The organism is Siminovitchia jepli, from assembly GCF_047228825.1.
Classification (GTDB): Bacteria; Bacillota; Bacilli; order Bacillales; family Bacillaceae_C; genus Siminovitchia.
The window spans coordinates 17368-35840 of sequence record NZ_JBFEGN010000038.1 but is presented as its reverse complement, the minus strand read 5'-3'; the positions used below and the strand labels follow the sequence as shown (position 1 = coordinate 35840).

Genomic DNA, 18473 nt, shown 5'->3' with positions numbered 1-18473 from the left:
TGCGTTAAGCTAACCGTTACTTCTGCCTTCACGGCTCGGGACTTCCACCCTATAGACTGCGCCCATGCTGGGCGCACCAAAATAACCCTTACTTTTTCAAAGCAAGGGCATGCATGAAGTTAATCCATATTTTCAACGATGACAGAAATTCCTTGGCCGACTCCGATGCACATTGTTGCCAGCCCGTATGTTGCTTCTCTCCTTTTCATTTCATGAATCAATGTCGTTAAAATCCTGGCACCGCTTGCCCCGAGCGGATGGCCGTAGGCAATGGCACCGCCATTTACATTCACTTTTTCGGGATTGATTTCAAGTTCTTTTATACATTGAATGGATTGGGAAGCAAATGCTTCGTTCAGTTCGGCAAGGTCAATATCATGGATGGCCATTCCTGCACGCTGCAATGCTTTTCTGGTGGAATGGATTGGTCCAAGACCCATGACAGAAGGCTCCACGCCCGCAGTTGCGCCTGTTTTATATTTGGCAAGGGGCGTTAACCCAAGACTCTCCGCTTTTTCTTTGCTCATGATCAAAAGCGCCGCAGCCCCGTCGTTTACACCGGATGCGTTACCTGCGGTTACGGTTCCGCCGGGAAAAAGCGGCTTAAGTGCTGCCAGTTTTTCCAGCGTCGTATCAGGACGCGGGTGTTCATCCTGATCAATCACGATTTCATTGCCTTTTCTGTCATGGTATGTGACAGGAACCATTTCCTCTTTTAACAAATTGGCTTCAATCGCCCTTTTTGCCCGCATTTGGCTCTGAAAAGCAAACGCATCCTGTTCTTCCCTTGTAATTCCGTATTGTTTTGCCACGTTTTCGGCTGTTTCCGGCATTGAATCTGCTCCGTACATTTCTTTTAACCTTTCGTTTGTAAACCGCCAACCGATTGTTGTATCAAACAGCTCCATTGAACCGCGCGGAAATTCTTTCTCGGGCTTGGCCATCACGAACGGGGCCCGGGTCATGCTTTCGGTGCCTCCGGCAATATATACATCCCCTTCGCCGACAGCGATGGCGCGCGCGGCATACATGACTGCATCAAGCCCTGACCCGCACAGCCGATTGACAGTCACACCTCCGACGGAAACGGGAAGTCCGGCCAAAAGGGCGGACATTCTGGCCACATTGCGGTTGTCTTCTCCCGCCTGATTGGCATTTCCGAGCACAACCTCTTCTATTTCGCTTTTTTTCAATGAGGGATTTCTATCCAGCAGTGCTTTAATGACAATGGCTCCCAAATCATCGGGGCGGACATGTTTCAATGCCCCTTTATAGCGGCCAAACGGCGTTCTTACAGCATCAACGATCACAACTTCTCTCATTTTTCAACCAACTCTTCTTGTTTATTTGTATAATCGTAAACGCCTTTTCCTGTTTTCCGGCCGAGCCTTCCGGCTTTTACGTATTGTTCGAGCAGCGGTGCCGGACGGTACTTCTCTCCCAGCTTTTCATGCAAATATCTCAAGTTGTTCAGCCGTGTATCCAGGCCAACGAGGTCTACGAGTTCAAAGGGGCCCATCGGGAAACCGAGCCCCAGCTTGATCGCTTTGTCAATATCCTCCGGGCTGCCCAATCCCTCCTGGAGCATATAAAAAGCTTCGTTCCCGATCAGGGTGCTGATCCGGCTCGTGACGAAACCGGGAAACTCGTTGATAATGACCGTTTCTTTCCCCATTTTTTCGGCAACTTCCTTAATTGCCTCAACCGTTTCATCACTCGTTTCCAATCCCCGGACAATTTCCACCAGAGGCATTTTATGGACTGGATTAAAAAAGTGCATGGCGATCGTTTTTTCGGGTCTTTTTGCGAAAGAGGCAATCTCCGTGGGGCTCATTGTCGATGTGTTTGTTGCAAAGAGACAATGAGGCCGGGCAGCCTGATCAATCGTTTCAAATACGTGTTTTTTCAGTTCGGCTTTTTCCGGAACCGCTTCGATGATTAAATCCGCATTTCGCGCCGCTTCGTCCAAATCCAGCCCATAGGTGAGGTTTTTCTCACATGCAAATGCTTGTTCCTGCGTCACTTTGCCAAGTGCAATGCCTTTTTCCAGAATGCCCTGAATCTCTTTGTTGGCCGATTCCAACGCACTTTCTTTAACATCAACGAGTGTCACGGAAAAGCCGGATAACGCGGCAACGTATGCGATCCCCCTTCCCATGACACCGGAACCGGCCACAACCAGTTTTTCGACCAAATCCTCAACCTCCCAGAAAAAAAGTTGCGATGAACATTTGCCGTTTATGGAAGATTTACATATTCGCTACCGGCTTCATCGCTTCAAACGGATTTTTGCATCCCCTGCAGTATAAAATGCTCCTGCACGCCGTGGGGCCAAATATATTTTCCATCGTGACATACGTCGATCCGCAATACGGGCAGTCGACATGCCACGATCCATCTTCTTCAAGCCTTTTTGGCGGAGGGGCAATCCCGAATTTTTTCAACCCTTCCCGTCCTTTCGGAGTAATGCGTTCCGACGTCCAGGGAGGGTCAAAAATAAATTCGACACGGATAGCCGATACTTGGGGTATATTGGAAATTTCCTTCATAATATTTTTTTCGATTATTTCCAAGGCCGGACATCCCAAAAAGGTGGGAAGCATTTGAATAAACACTTCCGAACCTTTAATTTCTATATGTTCAACCATGCCCAAATCGACGACACTGACGGTATCAATCTCGGGATCCTTTACGCCATCCAATACATGCAACACTTGCTCTTTGGAAATGGGCTGCGCTGCCTCCATTTCAAATCCCTCCTTATTGCATTACCAAGAAGCTGCAGTATCCATGCGACAAACGGCTGAAAGCGTCTCCAAAGCGGATTCCAAATCTTTCGTATGTTCTCCCAGCCTGCCATCCATTTCGGCAGCAAGAGAAAGTTTTGGAGGGGCCATTCCGATCGTTTCATATGCTTTCTCGATTTCATGATGCCATGTTTTCTGCAATGCGGGACCTTCCCCGATCAGCTTGTGATCATGTATTTCTTCTGCGTATTGGCCAAAATGGAACATGTCGCCAAAATCCTTTTCCACCCGGTGTACCGCTTTTTCCATCCTGCTTCTGGCATCGTCCGTGGATCCCATGAGCTGAACGAACCATGTTTTCCAGTGAAGGAAATGATAATAAAGCTCCATGTTGATTTTTGTGGCAGCATCCGCCAGCGGTTTGTACGAACTTTCCTTTAAAGAATCAATTTTGATTTTCTTGGCTGCCGTATAAAAGAAATTTCTCGCAACTGCGTAGGCCCAGTCATATTTTGGCGTTTCCATATAATGACCTTCACCGTTTACCCTCTCTGTCACAACGCTGTTTCGCCGTTCGGACACGGGGCGCAAATGGGCCAGTTCATCCGCCTTGCCATATCCCAGTTCTTCCAGCAGACTGTAATACATGGAAGCGTGGCCCATGCAGTCCTGGCTGATGGAGGAAAACGCCACATCCTCCTCGATATGCGGTGCCAGACCGAGCCATTCGGATCCGCGGAAAGCGATTAAAAAGTCATCATCGGCCAATTGAAAGAGCAGGTCCGCTATCACCTCTTTTTTCATATCTTTCGCTTGTGTCCCCGTCACTTTTTGTCCCCTCCCCAAGAAAAAATTTCCTTCTCATCAAGCATCTTTTGTTCATATTGGCGCCATTTTTTTCGCAAATATCCGTACCCTTTTGTTGTCCGGTAATCTTTGTTGTCAAGCCTTTCCAGCATTTTCTTTTCATCGGGCTCCAATTTCCGGATATAACTTCTTTTCACAACCCAAATATCGGCTACCGGCTCACGCCGCATAAAGTTTTCCTGGGCCATGACCATAGCCATCTCTTCATTTGGCGCAAGCAGGCAGAATTGGTGCTGGAACGGGGACGTGGGGGTCCGTTTGCTGAACACTTCAAACTCCTGGTAAAATGTTTGTTTATTTTTCATGGCAATTCTCCTTACGCGCTGCCGAGCGCTTCGCGCACCCATGCATTATTTTCATAGGATACCCTGCGCAAGTTTAATCTTGCCTTTGAACGGGGGCCTTCGTTCCTAATGATTTTCTTGAATTCGTTCCAATCAGGCTCTGTGTAATTCCATTTTTTGGTTTCCTCGTCATAATGAAGGTTAGGATCAGGGATCGTCAGACCGAGAGATAAAATTCTCGGAATATATTTGTCAAGAAAATCCTGCCGCAATTGTTCATTTGTTTTCGTCCGAATCTTGTATTTAATCGTAATATCCTGCTTGGAAGAACCGGTCGTCTCGCTTGAAGCGGGGCCGAAAAACATTAGCAGGGCATCCCACCAGCGGTTCAAGGCATCCTGCAGCATCTCTTTTTGTACATCCGTTCCTTCAGCCAGCGCCATAATAATTGCCTCTCCGTGCTGGGCATGGAATACCTCTTCTGCACAGATGCGTTGAAGAGCCCTTGCATACGGGCCATAGGAGGCGTTGAGCATGTTCGTCTGCGTTATGATGGCCGCTCCGTCCACCAGCCAGCCGATCAGGCCGGCGTCAGCCCAGCTATACGTTTTCATGTGGAAAACATTATGAAACTTTAATTTTCCTGAAAACAAATCCTGCATCAAATCGTCCCTGTTTTTCCCGTACGGTTTTATCAGATCTTCAGCCACTCTTAAAAGAAGCTGCCCGTGCCCCATCTCATCCTGGACTTTTGCCATGATCCCGAGTTTCCTTCTTAATGTAGGCGCTTTTGGCACCCATTCTTTTTCGGGAAGCGCTCCCATAATTTCGCTGATGCCATGCATGGAGATCAGCTTGATCAACGCAATCCGGTACTCTTCCGGCATCCAATCGTCCGCTTCAATTTTTTCCCCTGCTTCAATCCGTTCCATAAATTCAGCCAGCTTGTAAGACTCAGATTCCCTGTCAATGTATGTGGGGCTCGACATCATCATAACCTCCTGCCTAATATAACGTATATTTAACGTTATTTTATATTAATGTTATATTTAAAGCAACAAAAAACTCTTTTATCCCGCTTTTTCTTCCTGCTTGCCAAACGGCTCATCCGCCACTTTAATCGATTCCGTCGGGCAGCCTTCAAAAGCGTCTTCCAGGTCATCCATCAATTCCTCCGGCACCGCCATGGTCCCTGTGTTATCATCCAGTATAACGTATGCAAACCCTTCGTCGTCGTAGTCGAATATATCCGGAGCGCATGCTCCGCAGGAACCGCATGCGATGCAGGTATCCTGATCTACAAATGTATACTTTTTCATGTTGTTTACCTCCTGTTAAACAGTCTCCTTCTTCTCTGCTTTCTCCATAACCGTTGTGCTGTGAATTGGCTGGATTTTGGATGAAGGATCTATATGCACTTTGGCATTGCTGACGGCAATAGGGGCTTCGCCAAACCCGGTTACAATCAATTTAACCTTTCCTTCATACGTGTTGATGTCGCCAACGGCATAAACCCCTTTGATATTTGTCTCCATTTTGGAATTGACCGCGATTGCATTTTTTTTGATGTCAAGCCCCCAGTCTTTAATGGAACCAAGAGAGGCAACAAAACCATAGTTGACAAGAACCGCATCTACATCAACAGTCCGTTCTTCCCCTGTTTTTACATGTTTTAAAACAACCTGCTCAATCCGATCATTTCCCCTTACATCCACCGGCACATACGGCGTCAACATGTTGACGGAAGAATCAAACAGCCGTGATACACTGTGTTCATGCGCCCTGAAGCGATCCCTGCGGTGGACTATGCTGACTTCTTTTGCAATCGGTTCCAGCATCAGCGACCAGTCAACTGCAGAATCGCCGCCTCCGAACACGATAACTCTTTTTCCGGAAAATCGGCTCATGTTGTCAACGAAATAAAACAGGTTATTCCCTTCATATTTTCCGGCTTTTTCGATCGGGAGTTTTCTTGGCTGAAAAGCCCCGTTGCCGGCAGTAATGATGACTGTTTTCGTATAATGTGTTTCCTTGTCGGTTTGCAGGATAAACGTGCCGTCCGCCAATTTTTCCAGTCTTTGGACCGACTGTTCCAAACACACTTCCTGGGGAAACATTTGCATTTGGGCCGTGAGCTTGTCAACAAGCTCCTGCGCTCTGATTTTCGGAAAGCCCGCCACATCATAAATATATTTTTCGGGATATAATGCGGAAAGCTGCCCGCCAAGCTGCGGCAGGCTTTCAATGATTTTGACGGACATTTGCCGGAGCCCTGCATAAAAAGCGGTAAACATCCCCGCAGGGCCTCCGCCGATAATGGTGATATCAAACAGTTTATCGTCATTCATTCTGCTTTTTTCTCTCCTTTAAGTAAGTGTGATCGGGCTGGGTTTTCTATGATCAATGATTCTTACCGCTTTTCCTTCGGATCTTGGCAAGCTTTTCGGTTTGTTGACGACTGTTTGGATGGTAACAAGACAGGCAGATTTTAATTCACGCTTGATTTTTTCTTCAAGTAGATGAACCTTTTCATCTTGTAAATCATAGCCCGCAGCTTTATAAAATTCATCATTTAATTCAACGTGCAATTCGGCTCCGTCAAGCACACCGTTTTTTACAAGATGAATTTGATAATGCGGTGCAAGGCCTTCTATCTGGAGAAGAGTCCGTTCGATTTCCGAAGGAAAAACATTTACGCCGCGAATGATCATCATATCATCCGTGCGCCCTTTTACGCGCGACATTCTTGTTGTTGTTCTTCCGCATTTGCATTTCTCCCTGGTGATAGAAGCAATATCCCCCGTTCGATACCTGATGACAGGGAATGCTTCCTTTGTCAATGTTGTAAAAACAAGCTCCCCGTCCACCCCTTCATCAACAGGCTCCATCGTATCAGGATCGATCACTTCCACCAGAAAATGATCGTCGGCTATATGAAGCCCATCCTGTGCTTCACAGCATTCAATGGAGACACCCGGTCCCATAATCTCGCTCAGCCCGTATATATCGACGGCTTTAATGCCAAGCAACCCTTCCAGAGCTTCCCTCATCTCCTCCGACCACGGCTCCGCACCAAAAATCCCATATTCAAGCGTATTGTCGCTTGATGGAACCCCCATTTCCTTCATCTTTTCTGCAATGTTCAGGGCATATGAAGGCGTACAGGCAAGCCCTCTTGGCTTAAAATCTTGAATGGCCAAAATCTGTCTTTCTGTATTTCCGCCTGAAATGGGAACGACTGTACAACCCAGCTCTTCTGCGCCAAAATGCAAGCCAAGACCGCCGGTAAACAAGCCGTATCCGTACGCATTATGGAAGACGTCCCCGCTTTTTCCACCTGCAGCGACAATTGCCCTTGCGATCAGTTCAGACCAAACCGCTATATCGTTTTTCGTATAAGCCACTACGGTCGGCTTGCCGCTCGTTCCGGTGGAACCATGAAGGCGAACGATATTTTCGATTGGCTCGGCAAAGAGGCCATACGGATAATGATCCCTTAAGTCTTGCTTAGTTGTAAAAGGAAGCAAGGCGAGCTCTTCAAGAGAGCGGACATGTTCCGGCTTTATATTTCGTTCATCAAACCGTTTTTTATAAAATGCAACATTGTTGTACACCCTGTTAAGGGTTGTTTGCAGACGCCCCAGCTGCAATGCTTTCATTTGTTCGGTTGACAGCGTTTCCATTTCAGGTTTGTACATGACTATTTCCCTCCATTTACATGGCATGGCGCCGTTCTTTATAACAAATAAAACGTGACACTTATATTATCCGTTATACAATAATTTAATATTGATCATGGAAAAAGTCAACTATTTTTTCCGAAAATTAAATGTTTTTTTCGCAGCGCCCGCATGTATTTCGGAAGCCGAATTTTACATATATCGAATGGTTGTTTGGATAAGATCTGGCATAGGAAAATATTCTAATAATTTTGTTTACATCAAAAAAGGTTTATGTTATCTTTGTTTTTAAGATGTAAGGGTTTTCCCAATCATCGTTTTTGTTTTGTAACAAATTAATAGAAAATTATCCTGCTCTTGCCGCCCTTGGCTTCGGGATTATTATTTTTACATTTTTAAAGAGTTTAAAACGCTCACAGGCGGGTTAAACGTGAACCGTCGCTATGAGAGACGCTTACTTGGGAGGAAAAAAAGGAGCCAGTCTCATTTCTTGAGGCCGGCTCCATCTTTCATTTCTTCAATGGGAACAAAATATTCATTTTTTCGATAAACGGTGGCATCCATCACAGCCACCAAAGACTCGCCGCTCGTGACATGAATTCTGTACCAGGCAAGCTTGTGGGTCCTTTTTTCTTCCTTCGCCTCCGCTTTTAATTGTTCCCCTTTTTGGGCCGGAGCCATAAAATTCATCGTCGTTGTAATCCCGACGGAGGTTTTGCCGTAAGAATTGCTGGCTGCGGCAAACACATAATCAGCTATTGCAAATATGACTGCACCATGCACCGTGCCATGTGTATTCAGCATATGCTCTTGCACGGTAAGCGTGGCAGCGGCGCTTCCTTTCCCCAATGACTTCAATTCAATTCCTAAATGGTTGGCGTAGGGTTCCTCTCTTAATGTTTCAAAAATCTCATGATAAAATTTTTCATGAACTTGGTTATCCTCCATTGTTCTCATGCATCCGCCTCCTCTCTCTTCATTTGAATCCGCAATAAGGAAATCCTTCGAGCTGTTATGTATTTCCTGTCTCACCTGCCAGGTGTCATGATTGATTTTCCGATTCCAAATATAATTCCCAAGCCTGATCAAACAAGACCATTGACGGCAGGTAAGTTCCGTTTAATTCCAAATAAGTGCTGATTTCATCGTAATCTTCCGAATACTTTGGGAAACTGTGGTCATGATAGGCTGCATTGGCAAAACGGGTGATTTCATTTGTCGTTTTATCCTCACGATATTTCATCAAAAAATGAAAAAATGACTTTCTCATTCGCTGGCACCTTCCACTATGTTGTGTATACATAATATAGCGAACTGTATGGGACAAGTAAATGCTTTTTTGGAAAAATCCAAACAGACTTTTGAAAAATAAAATAAACCCCCTGTTCGGGGGCTGACCTTTTCTCTAAATAACCCAGCATGCTCCAATAATGACAAGTAAAATAAACAATACAACAATGAGCGCGAAACCGCCCCCATAACCTCCAACACCGTATCCATACGCAGGATAACAATAATCGTAACAGCCGCTGCCGCCATAGTACATGATTTTCACTCCCCAGTAGTTGGTCGTTTCGTTCATATACTATGTATATGTCTAATGGGCCGCATGTGCAATTGCCTATTTTGATTCAAAAAACAATTTTACATATTCTCCGTAGCCTTCTTCTTCCAGTTTGTCTTTCGGTATAAAACGCAACGCCGCAGAATTAATGCAATAGCGAAGTCCCTCAGGACCCGGGCCGTCGGGAAATACATGCCCCAAATGGGAGTCCGCCGTTTTGCTTCGCACTTCCGTCCTCACCATCCCGTGGCTTAAATCTTCTTTCTCGACGATTTCCCTTTCCTCAATCGGTTTTGTAAAACTGGGCCAGCCGCAGCCCGCATCATATTTATCATGCGAACTGAATAAAGGTTTACCCGAAATGATGTCTACATAGATTCCTTCTTCCTCACAATTCCAATATTCATTTTGAAATGGCGGCTCCGTTCCGTTTCTTTGCGTCACTTCATATTGTAATGGTGTTAATCTTTTTTGCAAGTCATCTCTTTCCATTTTGTTCACCCCAATGCTTCTGAATAAAATGAGCCCTGCCGGAACCTTCCTGGTAGGCGTAATAGCGTTCCGGATTTTTCTTGTAAAAGTCCTGATGATATTCCTCTGCCGGATAAAAAGCCTGGGCAGGTTCAATGGCAACGGCGATTGGCTTTGAAAATTTCCCGCTTTCGTTCAATTCCCGTTTGGAAGCTTCCGCCACTTCGCGCTGTTCTTTGTTATGGCTGAAAATCACAGGCCTGTAGGATTCTCCCCGATCATAAAACTGGCCCCCGGCATCCGTCGGGTCAATTTGCATCCAGTAAATATCCAGGAGCTGTTTGTATGTCATTTTTGCCGGATCAAATGTGATTTGAACAGCCTCGACATGGCCCGTCTGTCCGGAGCATACTTCTTCATATGTCGGATTTTCCTTCGTACCCCCCGTATAACCGGAAACAACTTTGATAATCCCGGGGATTTCATCAAACGGTTTCACCATACACCAGAAACATCCGCCGGCAAATGTTGCTGTTTCATATTGATTTTCCAATCCATTACTCACTCCTTTTTTTATATTGTACGGCCATTACTCGGAAGGGACAAGCATTCTTAATGAAATACGATCCTCTTTCAAATTAAATTCTTGTAAACGAACCTGGATGCCATTATTAAGCCTCATTTCCTGCAAAGCCACGTAAACTTGCTTGTCATTCGGCTGTATGACGACCCATTCTGGCAGCTTGTAGGCATCCCGGATAAACTTTAGTATATATGATACGGGCAGTTTGACATCACCGAGATACACATCCTTCTGTTCCAATATGAGATCTCCATTTTCCAGTGCTTTCGGTTCAAAAGTCATTTTTAACTGAAGAATTTGGGAAAAGACTGATACCTCCCCATACAGTTCCACATCCTCCGTTAAATATACGTCGTAATGAATCGGGCCGTTTAACCCTTCCTTTTCGATATAATGGTTGATCAGTTTGTTTAAATCCTCCCTATGTGTAGATATTATAAATTCGGAATGGGTTTCATCCACTTTTGTACTACGGGGAATTGTCTGCTGGTCAGATGACAAGAAGAACAACAATGAAAGACTGGCCGCAACAAGCAGATTGCATGTAAGCAATCCCCAAAAAGCATACTTCCAACCATTTTTCTTTTCCATACTCTGTTTCCCCCGTATTGTTAAATGAAATTTTCCCTCTCCATATATTCAAAAATCCGTTCGGCTATCAGCTCGTACCCGCGGCTGTTCGGATGGAAATAATCTGTATACAGAAGGCTCTCCTCGTTATTTTTAAAAATGTCGTCCACCGGCACAAACAAGGCATGATCATACTCGGCAACCGTTTCGGCGCTTACATGATTCCAACTTTGTACAATCATATCCATTTCTTTCATATCTGAAAACCATTTCATAAACGGATTATACACCCCTACAAGAATAATCCCCGCCGTACCGTTGTATTTTCTGATCGTCGTTAAAATTTCTTGCAGTCGGTTGCGATATCCACCTTCGGCCAGCGAAAATTTATCTACCTTGAGGCCCAATAAATTATCCTTGATCACTTGCATAATGTCGTTGCCGCCAATTGTAATGATCACCGCGTCGGCTTCTTCAATATGATATTTGATCTGTGGACTTTGCAGTCGCTTTAACAGTTGATCTGTTCTGTTTCCTTTTACGCCGAAATTTTGGAATTCGGCATTTTGAATGCCTTTTAATCGCTCAATGTCCTCTTTTAAAAAGTTGATGTAGCCATTCGCATTCTCTCCGGATCCCACTCCCTGGGTTAAAGAGTCGCCAATGGAGACCAATTTTATTTTTTTCGGGATAAAATCTGCAGGCGGATAGTCCTTCGCCTCGAGCAGAACTTCCTTCCTGCTTAATTCCTTATAAGGTGCTGAGCAGCCCGTGGCGATTAAAATCAGCCCCATGAATAAAAGAACTTGTTTTTTCATTTAAGGTTCACTCTCTTTTTTGCAGGTGTTCTTATTATAACATGATATGCAAACAGCCATGAAAAGCTTGACAAAACATCCGTGCTTCCCTTTTCCCTTAGATGTCTTCGGGGAATATACAAAAAAAGACGATCAATGATATGATCGCCGCCTATTCTGCATAATAAGAAAATCCAATTGCCCCTCTGCCTGTATGAGTGCTGATAACAGGAGAGGTTATATTGATTTCAACTGATTGAAATCCCGTTGTTTGTTCGATTTGATGCTTCAGTTTTTCCGCAAATTTTAATCCGTCTGCATGGGCGATTCCTGCATACTTCAGCGTTTTCCCTTTTATATCTTCCACAAACCGGCTCATGATAAAGGAAATTGCCTGGGAATGGCTTCTTACTTTGCCAACGGGAGAATATTCACCTTCTTCCAAAACGGCAATCGGCTTGATGTTAAGAAGTGATCCGATCAACGCCCGGCCCTTTCCGATTCTGCCGCCTTTCACCAGATTTTCCAATGTATCTACCACGACAAATAACCGTGTGTTTTTTCGAACCAGGTTTATTTTTTCAACAATTTCCTTACTGGAAAAAGCATTTTTCGCCATCATGGCCGCTTCTCTCACTTGAAAAGCCAACGCTTTTGAAATAAATGACGAATCAATGACAGTTACTTTCGCATTAGCCGAATCCGCGGCCATTTTTGCCGTTGCCACTGTCCCGCTTAGTTTACCCGAAAGATGGATCGACAACAGTTCGCTCCCATCTTTGGACAGTTCTTCATATATGCTCGCAAATTCCCCCGAGGAAGGCTGTGAACTTTTTGGCAACATCGCTGCTCTTTTCATTTCTTCTATAAAAGCTCCCGGTGTTATGTCAACGCCGTCTTCATAAGACTGTTCCCCAATTGAAATCGTCAATGGTACAATGTTTACGCCAAGCTTTTTCGCTTCTTCCCTTGATAAATCACAACTGGAATCGGTGATAATTTTAACCGGCTTCAATATGACACTTCCTTATCAAAATAACTGATGTTCCAAAATGATATGGCGAACCTGCAGGCTCGCCCTATTCTACACGTTCATATATACGAAACTCATAATCGTAAGGGTTTTTTTCGTTTTTTTGTCCTGATTTTGTTGAGATGAGACGCCATTCTTCCCAGTTGATAGCCGGAAAATATGTATCCCCTTCAAACGCGGAATGGATTTTTGTGACATATAAACGGTCGGCATCATTTAAAAAAAGACGAAATATTTCAGATCCGCCCGTAATAAAGACTTCGGATCCATATTGTCCAATCCACTCCAGCAATTCGTCTTTGGAGTGAAAAACAAGGCATTCTTCCGCTTGAAATTCCGTGTCCCGCGTTAAAATAATGTTTTTTCTTCCGGGAAGGGGTTTTCCAATCGATTCATATGTTTTTCTCCCCATCACGATTGGATGCCCCATCGTAGTTTCTTTAAAATACTGAAGGTCCGCGGGCAAACGCCATGGCAGCTCATTGTTTTTTCCTATTAAGCCATTTTCGTCCTCCGCCCATAAAAAGGAGATCATACACTCACCACCCCTTTGATATGGGGATGCGGGTCATAGCCTTCCAATTGAAAATCTTCAAATGTAAAAGAAAATAAATCTTTTACATCAGGATTGATTTTCATCTTGGGCAATGGCCGGGGATCACGTGACAGCTGCAGCTTTACTTGCTCAATATGGTTTTGATAAATATGTGCATCACCTAAAGTATGGACAAATTCACCCGGTTCCAGATCGCATACTTGAGCCATCATCATCGTCAATAATGCGTAGGAAGCGATATTAAACGGTACGCCCAAAAAAATGTCGGCTGAGCGTTGATACAGCTGACAGGACAATTTGCCGTTGTTCACATGAAACTGGAACAGGCAATGGCATGGGGGCAGCGCCATTTTATCAATATCGCCAACATTCCAGGCGCTGACAATCAGGCGCCTGGAATCCGGGTTTGTTTTGATTTGCTGCAAAACTTCCTTGATTTGGTCAATCGTTCTTCCGTCTGCCGCCTGCCAGGAACGCCACTGTTTTCCGTAAACGGGACCCAAATTTCCCTCTTCGTCCGCCCATTCGTTCCAGATTCGGACGCCGTGCTCTTGCAAATACTTGATGTTTGTATCCCCGGCCAAAAACCAAAGCAACTCGTGAATAATCGACTTTGTATGCAGCTTTTTTGTCGTAAGCAACGGAAAGCCTTTTTGCAAATCAAACCTCATTTGGTAGCCAAATAGGCTGATTGTTCCCGTACCGGTCCGATCATCTTTACTGATCCCTTTTTCAAGGACTTCCTTGCACAATTTCAAATATTGTTCCACAGATGATACATCCCTTTCTCTCATGATAGGCCGCTTAGATATTCATACATGACGGGAGCGGACTTTTTCAATTCTGCCCGTGTTTGTGCGGAATAGAAAAAATATGCAAACGACTCCGCAAAAAACTCCTCTTTATAATGCATAAAATAGTCTTTTCCCGGAAAAAGTGATGCCGCTTCTTTTTCCCAGGAACGGGTTATTTGCACTTCAGCCCTTTCACCATTATACACAAATCGCTGCAGGGAGTGGGCCAGCTCGTGATATTCCAAATTGACTGAACCATGGCCGCTTCCTTTCTCGCTGCATCCGATCTTAACAAGGACATGTTGCGACCCGCCTACCCCGGGCAAATCGTCCCAAAGAACGGTTTCAGGATAACCTCTTGGAACTTTTCCTTTTAAATGGGAAGCACTTTCAATATCCGTTAAACTTCCATCAAACAATATGATTTTAATATGCTGCTGATTTGCTTTAGAGAGGATTGCGCGGGGAAGAAGATCCAATCTCTTTACTATTTTGGATGCTTCAACTTGATCAAACTTGTATTCCGGCAATACGACCATCTCTTTTAATAGATCACCGGATTTTAATTGTAATTGATCGTATAATGGACTTTTTCCCAACGGCACTCCAATATCCGAAGCTTTGGAAAAGCTGTCGGCGGCCAGGAAAAAAAGGAAGATTGAAAGAAGAAAAATACATTTGCGCATCTGGGGTGTCCACGCCCTTCCATTTCCACATAAACAATGAAAAACGTATCTTATTATACCATAAAATAAGACAAAATAAGAGATTAATAGGGTGTTTTTATGGATTGGCAGACAAGGGACAATACGGGGTTTTGTGTGCTGATGCATAAAAGTTGATATAAAAATGGTAAAATTTTTATGTTAAGGTATAATATGATTATTGCATGGACTAAAGGAGGAGTAATGGTGACAGCTCTTATTTATATCGGCTGTTTTGTGATGCTCGGCTACTTTGTTTACCTGGCCATTACAGATTAGAGCTTTGGGCTTTTATCCCCCAAAGCTCTATTTTCTTAAGAGCAATGTTTTTCAAATGCAGCAGTTAAAACATTTACAATCTGTTCCGTTTCGTTGTCTTCTATTTCCTCACGCGGAACAAAAAAGACGATGTCCTTTCCTTTTAAAAGGGCCATGGAGGGAGAAGACGGCTCATAGCCGGTAAAATATTCACGCATTTTTGCCGTCGCTTCCCTGTCCTGGCCGGCAAAAACGGTCACCAGATTATCCGGCTTCTTTTCACTTGCCTGAACCGCCTGAATGGCTGCAGGCCTGGCAAGACCCGCTGCGCATCCGCATACAGAATTGACAACAACAAATGTCGTGCCGGCGGCCTCGTTCATAAAACTTTCTACTTCTTCGGGAGTAAGCAGTTCTTTGAATTGTGCATTGACCAGTTCTTCCCTCATCGGTTTTACGACCTGCTTCATATATTCTTCATATGCCATCGACATGTTGGAATTCCTCCATTTCCCATATTTATTCTATTTGTTGCTTTCTGGCTTCAGTCATCTGTTTCCATACAGAACCCTTCGCTTCCCCGCCGCCTTCAATCCGTTCGATGGCCATTTTTATCTGCAGCCTGACTTCAAATTCCGGATCGTTCTCTGCCGCTTTTAATGCCGGGAGCACGCGTTCATCGCCCACTTCATATAAAAACATGGCGGCGCGCCAGCGGACAATTTTGCTTTTATCCTTTAATGCCTTGCTCATCTCGTCCATGGCTTCGGGGAAGCCCAGATCAGACAGGCAGTCTCCTGCTGTCCTTCGGACGGTAACTGTTTGATCTCTTAATCCCTCATATAACAAGGGCAGCACTTTTCGGTCTTCAATCATGCCAAGATAAACGACCGCAAGCCTGCGGATGGATGATTTTTCATCATGCAGCGCTTTTTCCAAAACCGGGAGATCTTCCAGCTCCGGGCTTTCCATCTGCTCAAGAAGCTGGTACCTTTTTCGCCAATCAGGGTTGTCGAGCATTTCTTCTGTCACTTTAATATATTTTTTTGCCTGTAACGGATTGTCCCCTTCATTGTTTAATGCTCTTTCAACCAGCTGCTTTAACCGATCTTCCGGATACGCCGCCCCTAATTCTTCAACGACTTGCCTGCCGATCTCATCCAGATCTCCATAACGTACACCCATGTCTTTCCATTTTCGCAAAAGGACATAGTTGTCATCTTCCTTCTGGGCAGCCGCCATTGCTTTTGAAAACCTGTCGGGAAGCCCAAATCGCTTTTCCTCCGTTCCGGTTGTCAGTTTCACCTGGAGCGGGATGTTTTTAAATGTCTGCACCTGCACGTTTACTTCCCCGAAATGCTCGTCCATTTTTACCCGGGCTGTTTCCACGTCACTGTCTTCTTCACCGAAAATCTCACGGACTTTCGGCAAAATTTCTTCCCAGCTATATTTGCCATGCCTTTCAACAGCCAAAAAATCCGCTACATGGTAGACGCCTTTTACACCATCAATTCGAAGAATGGATTGAATATAGGGCGGGGCTTGTTCAATATGTTCTTTCTTATAATTATTGCTAATCCCGGCTGCCAATTCCTCGTCCAAAATCACTTTCATTGTATTCGGGCTTGGTGTTGGCTCAATCGTTTTGATTTTCACGGCAATCCCCTTTCCTTACTTCACTTTAACTGTCGAGATCGGACAAATATGTCCACCTCTCAATCAAATGTTCCAGCTTGGCATTCTCATTCTGAATTGTATCCAAGATTTCCCGGGCCCGTTCAAAATCGCTGCCTGTATCATTTAATTCCTGTTGAAGTGCTTCCAGCCTTTCCTCCGCCTGCTCAATGTCTGTCTCAATTGTTTCCCATTCTTTTTTCTCTTTATAAGTCATTTTTTTCTTTAATGCAAGCGTACCGCTTTCTTTTTTGTTTTTCGCTTCGGTATCCACCTGAATTTGTGCTTGCTGTTCTTTTTTCTCGATATATTCGGAAAAGCTGCCATAGAAATGTTCAATCCGGCCGTCTCCGTGAAAAACGAGCAGCTCTTTGGCTGTCTTGTCAAGAAAATAACGGTCGTGCGAAACAGAAATCACGACACCAGGAAATTCATCAATAAAGTTTTCCAATACGGTCAACGTTTCGGTATCAAGATCATTTGTTGGCTCATCAAACAGTAAAACGTTTGGTTTTGACATTAACAGTCTCAATAAATAGAGGCGCCGCTTTTCCCCGCCGGAAAGCTTCCCGATCAGAGTTCCGTGGGCAGATTTTGGAAAAAGGAACCGCTCCAGCATTTGTGTTGCTGAAAAAACGTCTCCAGAGGATGTTTCAACAACATTTCCGGCCTCTTGTATATAGGCAATCACTCTTTGATCGCCATTCATGTCTTCATTTGTTTGCCTGTAATAGGCCGTGTTAACGGTTGAACCGATGTCAAGCACTCCGCTGTCAAGACTTGATTGGCCCGCCAATATATTCAGGAATGAGGATTTTCCGCTTCCGTTTTTGCCGACAATACCGATGCGGTCTCCCGGTTTAACGAGCCAGTTGAATCCTGATAGAATTGTTTTATTACCAAATGACTTGGTGGCGTCAACGAATTCAAACACTTTTTTCCCGAGCCGGGAACTGCCAATGGTGATATCCGCCTGATCGGCCGTCGAAAAGCTCCCCAGCTTCGATTCAATCTGTTCGAACCGTTGAATCCTTGCCTTTTGTTTGGTGGATCTCGCTTTCGCCCCCCGTTTCATCCATTCCAGTTCCCTGCGGTACATATTTTGCAGCTTTCTCTCCGCAGCCATTTCTTCTTCCTCCCGGAGGGCCTTTGCTTCGATGTATGATTGGTAGTTTCCATTATAAACATGCATGTTTCCCTCATGAAGCTCAACAATCCGGTTTGTTACCCGATCTAAAAAGTACCGGTCGTGAGAGATGACGACAAATCCCTTTTCATACTTTCTCAAATATTCTTCCAGCCACTGAATACTCCCATAGTCAAGGTGGTTGGTCGGTTCGTCAAGCAGCAGCAAATCCGGGTTTTCTACAAGAACTTGCGCCAGTGCGGCACGCTTCTTTTGTCCTCCCGATAAATGGGATGCTTTTTCATTGACATTGTCCAGACCAAGCTTTGATAAAATCGTTTCCGCATTCGTCGCTGCATCCCATGCATTGGCCGCATCCATTTTTCGCTGCAATTCAAATAATTGCTGCTGATATTGTTCGTTTTCCGGGCTGTTGTTCAATTTTGCAAGAGCTTCCTCATATTCCTTGACAAGCTGCATAAGACGGGACTTTCCCTGAAAAACGATTTCAAGGACGGTTAAATGACCGGGAAGCTCCGGGACTTGGGCCAAATATCCAACCGTAAAATCTTTCGGGGCTACGAAAGAACCGGAATCAGGTTCTTCCACCCCGGCGATTAATTTTAGAAGGCTTGATTTTCCTGTACCATTTACACCTACAATACCGATTTTGTCTTTTTCCTGAATATGAAAGTCAAGGTTTACAAATACATTTTTTTCGCCGTACGTTTTGGAAATGCCTTTTGCTGAAAAAACTTTCATCAT

General features: G+C 44.6%; 23 protein-coding genes. All 23 read right to left on the bottom strand.

Annotated features, from left to right (window positions below):
• Nucleotides 1-119: 119 nt before the first annotated feature.
• Nucleotides 120-1322, bottom strand: coding sequence for a thiolase family protein (locus AB1L08_RS13170; protein WP_413065121.1), 1203 nt, complete (start codon nt 1320-1322; stop codon nt 120-122).
• Complete coding sequence (locus tag AB1L08_RS13165) at nt 1319-2194, bottom strand: 3-hydroxyacyl-CoA dehydrogenase (RefSeq protein ID WP_413065120.1); 876 nt, start codon at nt 2192-2194, stop codon at nt 1319-1321. The genes AB1L08_RS13170 and AB1L08_RS13165 overlap by 4 nt, the downstream gene beginning before the upstream one ends.
• A gap of 55 nt (nt 2195-2249) precedes the next feature.
• Nucleotides 2250-2747, bottom strand: a complete 498-nt coding sequence (paaD, locus tag AB1L08_RS13160) for a 1,2-phenylacetyl-CoA epoxidase subunit PaaD (protein WP_413065119.1) — start codon at nt 2745-2747, stop codon at nt 2250-2252.
• A 21-nt stretch (nt 2748-2768) separates the two neighbouring features.
• Nucleotides 2769-3551 carry a 1,2-phenylacetyl-CoA epoxidase subunit PaaC gene (gene paaC, locus AB1L08_RS13155; protein ID WP_413065125.1) on the bottom strand — a complete coding sequence of 261 codons (783 nt, stop codon included), beginning with the start codon at nt 3549-3551 and terminating at the stop codon, nt 2769-2771.
• A gap of 20 nt (nt 3552-3571) precedes the next feature.
• Nucleotides 3572-3919, bottom strand: coding sequence for a 1,2-phenylacetyl-CoA epoxidase subunit PaaB (gene paaB, locus AB1L08_RS13150; RefSeq protein ID WP_413065118.1), 348 nt, complete (start codon nt 3917-3919; stop codon nt 3572-3574).
• Nucleotides 3920-3930: 11 nt separating this feature from the next.
• Nucleotides 3931-4887, bottom strand: a complete 957-nt coding sequence (gene paaA / locus AB1L08_RS13145; RefSeq protein WP_413065117.1) for a 1,2-phenylacetyl-CoA epoxidase subunit PaaA — start codon at nt 4885-4887, stop codon at nt 3931-3933.
• An 81-nt stretch (nt 4888-4968) separates the two neighbouring features.
• Nucleotides 4969-5217, bottom strand: a complete 249-nt coding sequence (locus AB1L08_RS13140) for a ferredoxin (protein ID WP_413065116.1) — start codon at nt 5215-5217, stop codon at nt 4969-4971.
• A 15-nt stretch (nt 5218-5232) separates the two neighbouring features.
• Nucleotides 5233-6246, bottom strand: a complete 1014-nt coding sequence (locus AB1L08_RS13135) for an NAD(P)/FAD-dependent oxidoreductase (RefSeq protein WP_413065115.1) — start codon at nt 6244-6246, stop codon at nt 5233-5235.
• An 18-nt stretch (nt 6247-6264) separates the two neighbouring features.
• Entirely contained in the window at nt 6265-7596 is a 1332-nt protein-coding gene (locus tag AB1L08_RS13130) for a phenylacetate--CoA ligase family protein (RefSeq protein WP_413065114.1), read from the bottom strand.
• A 465-nt stretch (nt 7597-8061) separates the two neighbouring features.
• Nucleotides 8062-8535: a hotdog fold thioesterase gene (locus AB1L08_RS13125; RefSeq protein ID WP_413065113.1), complete on the bottom strand. Its 474-nt coding sequence runs from the start codon at nt 8533-8535 to the stop codon at nt 8062-8064.
• Nucleotides 8536-8620: 85 nt separating this feature from the next.
• Complete coding sequence (locus tag AB1L08_RS13120) at nt 8621-8848, bottom strand: YozE family protein (protein WP_413065112.1); 228 nt, start codon at nt 8846-8848, stop codon at nt 8621-8623.
• A gap of 135 nt (nt 8849-8983) precedes the next feature.
• Nucleotides 8984-9124 carry a YjcZ family sporulation protein gene (locus AB1L08_RS13115; RefSeq protein WP_413065111.1) on the bottom strand — a complete coding sequence of 47 codons (141 nt, stop codon included), beginning with the start codon at nt 9122-9124 and terminating at the stop codon, nt 8984-8986.
• A 75-nt stretch (nt 9125-9199) separates the two neighbouring features.
• Nucleotides 9200-9634: a peptide-methionine (R)-S-oxide reductase MsrB gene (gene msrB / locus AB1L08_RS13110; RefSeq protein ID WP_413065110.1), complete on the bottom strand. Its 435-nt coding sequence runs from the start codon at nt 9632-9634 to the stop codon at nt 9200-9202.
• Complete coding sequence (gene msrA / locus AB1L08_RS13105; RefSeq protein WP_413065124.1) at nt 9621-10115, bottom strand: peptide-methionine (S)-S-oxide reductase MsrA; 495 nt, start codon at nt 10113-10115, stop codon at nt 9621-9623. The genes msrB and msrA overlap by 14 nt, the downstream gene beginning before the upstream one ends.
• Nucleotides 10116-10202: 87 nt before the next feature.
• Nucleotides 10203-10787 (bottom strand): YpmS family protein, encoded by a 585-nt coding sequence (locus AB1L08_RS13100; RefSeq protein WP_413065109.1) that lies wholly within the window; start codon nt 10785-10787, stop codon nt 10203-10205.
• 20 nt (nt 10788-10807) lie between these two features.
• Entirely contained in the window at nt 10808-11584 is a 777-nt protein-coding gene (locus AB1L08_RS13095) for an SGNH/GDSL hydrolase family protein (RefSeq protein WP_413065108.1), read from the bottom strand.
• A gap of 151 nt (nt 11585-11735) precedes the next feature.
• On the bottom strand, nt 11736-12578 hold the full coding sequence (locus tag AB1L08_RS13090; RefSeq protein WP_413065107.1) for a DegV family protein: 843 nt from the start codon (nt 12576-12578) through the stop codon (nt 11736-11738).
• Between the two features lie 64 nt (nt 12579-12642).
• Nucleotides 12643-13131 carry a dihydrofolate reductase gene (locus AB1L08_RS13085; RefSeq protein ID WP_413065106.1) on the bottom strand — a complete coding sequence of 163 codons (489 nt, stop codon included), beginning with the start codon at nt 13129-13131 and terminating at the stop codon, nt 12643-12645.
• Nucleotides 13128-13922 (bottom strand): thymidylate synthase, encoded by a 795-nt coding sequence (locus AB1L08_RS13080; protein WP_413065105.1) that lies wholly within the window; start codon nt 13920-13922, stop codon nt 13128-13130. Before AB1L08_RS13080 ends, AB1L08_RS13085 begins: the two co-directional genes overlap by 4 nt.
• A 20-nt stretch (nt 13923-13942) precedes the next feature.
• Nucleotides 13943-14632, bottom strand: a complete 690-nt coding sequence (locus AB1L08_RS13075; protein WP_413065104.1) for an anthrax toxin lethal factor-related metalloendopeptidase — start codon at nt 14630-14632, stop codon at nt 13943-13945.
• 332 nt (nt 14633-14964) lie between these two features.
• Entirely contained in the window at nt 14965-15402 is a 438-nt protein-coding gene (locus AB1L08_RS13070) for a BrxA/BrxB family bacilliredoxin (protein WP_413065103.1), read from the bottom strand.
• A gap of 25 nt (nt 15403-15427) precedes the next feature.
• Complete coding sequence (locus AB1L08_RS13065) at nt 15428-16564, bottom strand: conserved virulence factor C family protein (protein ID WP_413065102.1); 1137 nt, start codon at nt 16562-16564, stop codon at nt 15428-15430.
• 25 nt (nt 16565-16589) lie between these two features.
• Complete coding sequence (locus AB1L08_RS13060; protein WP_413065123.1) at nt 16590-18470, bottom strand: ABC-F family ATP-binding cassette domain-containing protein; 1881 nt, start codon at nt 18468-18470, stop codon at nt 16590-16592.
• Nucleotides 18471-18473: the final 3 nt, after the last annotated feature.

Bases quoted from the DNA above. Each gene is read 5' to 3' on its own strand.
- AB1L08_RS13115 (WP_413065111.1), bottom strand. From the start codon at position 9,124: ATGTACTATGGCGGCAGCGGCTGTTACGATTATTGTTATCCTGCGTAT.
- msrA (WP_413065124.1), bottom strand. From the start codon at position 10,115: ATGGTGAAACCGTTTGATGAAATCCCCGGGATTATCAAAGTTGTTTCC.
- AB1L08_RS13120 (WP_413065112.1), bottom strand. From the start codon at position 8,848: ATGAGAAAGTCATTTTTTCATTTTTTGATGAAATATCGTGAGGATAAA.
- paaD (WP_413065119.1), bottom strand. From the start codon at position 2,747: ATGGAGGCAGCGCAGCCCATTTCCAAAGAGCAAGTGTTGCATGTATTG.
- AB1L08_RS13135 (WP_413065115.1), bottom strand. From the start codon at position 6,246: ATGAATGACGATAAACTGTTTGATATCACCATTATCGGCGGAGGCCCT.
- AB1L08_RS13125 (WP_413065113.1), bottom strand. From the start codon at position 8,535: ATGAGAACAATGGAGGATAACCAAGTTCATGAAAAATTTTATCATGAG.
- AB1L08_RS13170 (WP_413065121.1), bottom strand. From the start codon at position 1,322: ATGAGAGAAGTTGTGATCGTTGATGCTGTAAGAACGCCGTTTGGCCGC.
- AB1L08_RS13130 (WP_413065114.1), bottom strand. From the start codon at position 7,596: ATGTACAAACCTGAAATGGAAACGCTGTCAACCGAACAAATGAAAGCA.
- paaC (WP_413065125.1), bottom strand. From the start codon at position 3,551: ATGAAAAAAGAGGTGATAGCGGACCTGCTCTTTCAATTGGCCGATGAT.
- AB1L08_RS13070 (WP_413065103.1), bottom strand. From the start codon at position 15,402: ATGTCGATGGCATATGAAGAATATATGAAGCAGGTCGTAAAACCGATG.
- paaA (WP_413065117.1), bottom strand. From the start codon at position 4,887: ATGTCGAGCCCCACATACATTGACAGGGAATCTGAGTCTTACAAGCTG.
- paaB (WP_413065118.1), bottom strand. From the start codon at position 3,919: ATGAAAAATAAACAAACATTTTACCAGGAGTTTGAAGTGTTCAGCAAA.
- msrB (WP_413065110.1), bottom strand. From the start codon at position 9,634: ATGGAAAGAGATGACTTGCAAAAAAGATTAACACCATTACAATATGAA.
- AB1L08_RS13095 (WP_413065108.1), bottom strand. From the start codon at position 11,584: ATGAAAAAACAAGTTCTTTTATTCATGGGGCTGATTTTAATCGCCACG.
- AB1L08_RS13100 (WP_413065109.1), bottom strand. From the start codon at position 10,787: ATGGAAAAGAAAAATGGTTGGAAGTATGCTTTTTGGGGATTGCTTACA.
- AB1L08_RS13085 (WP_413065106.1), bottom strand. From the start codon at position 13,131: ATGATCTCCTTTTTATGGGCGGAGGACGAAAATGGCTTAATAGGAAAA.
- AB1L08_RS13075 (WP_413065104.1), bottom strand. From the start codon at position 14,632: ATGCGCAAATGTATTTTTCTTCTTTCAATCTTCCTTTTTTTCCTGGCC.
- AB1L08_RS13140 (WP_413065116.1), bottom strand. From the start codon at position 5,217: ATGAAAAAGTATACATTTGTAGATCAGGATACCTGCATCGCATGCGGT.
- AB1L08_RS13060 (WP_413065123.1), bottom strand. From the start codon at position 18,470: ATGAAAGTTTTTTCAGCAAAAGGCATTTCCAAAACGTACGGCGAAAAA.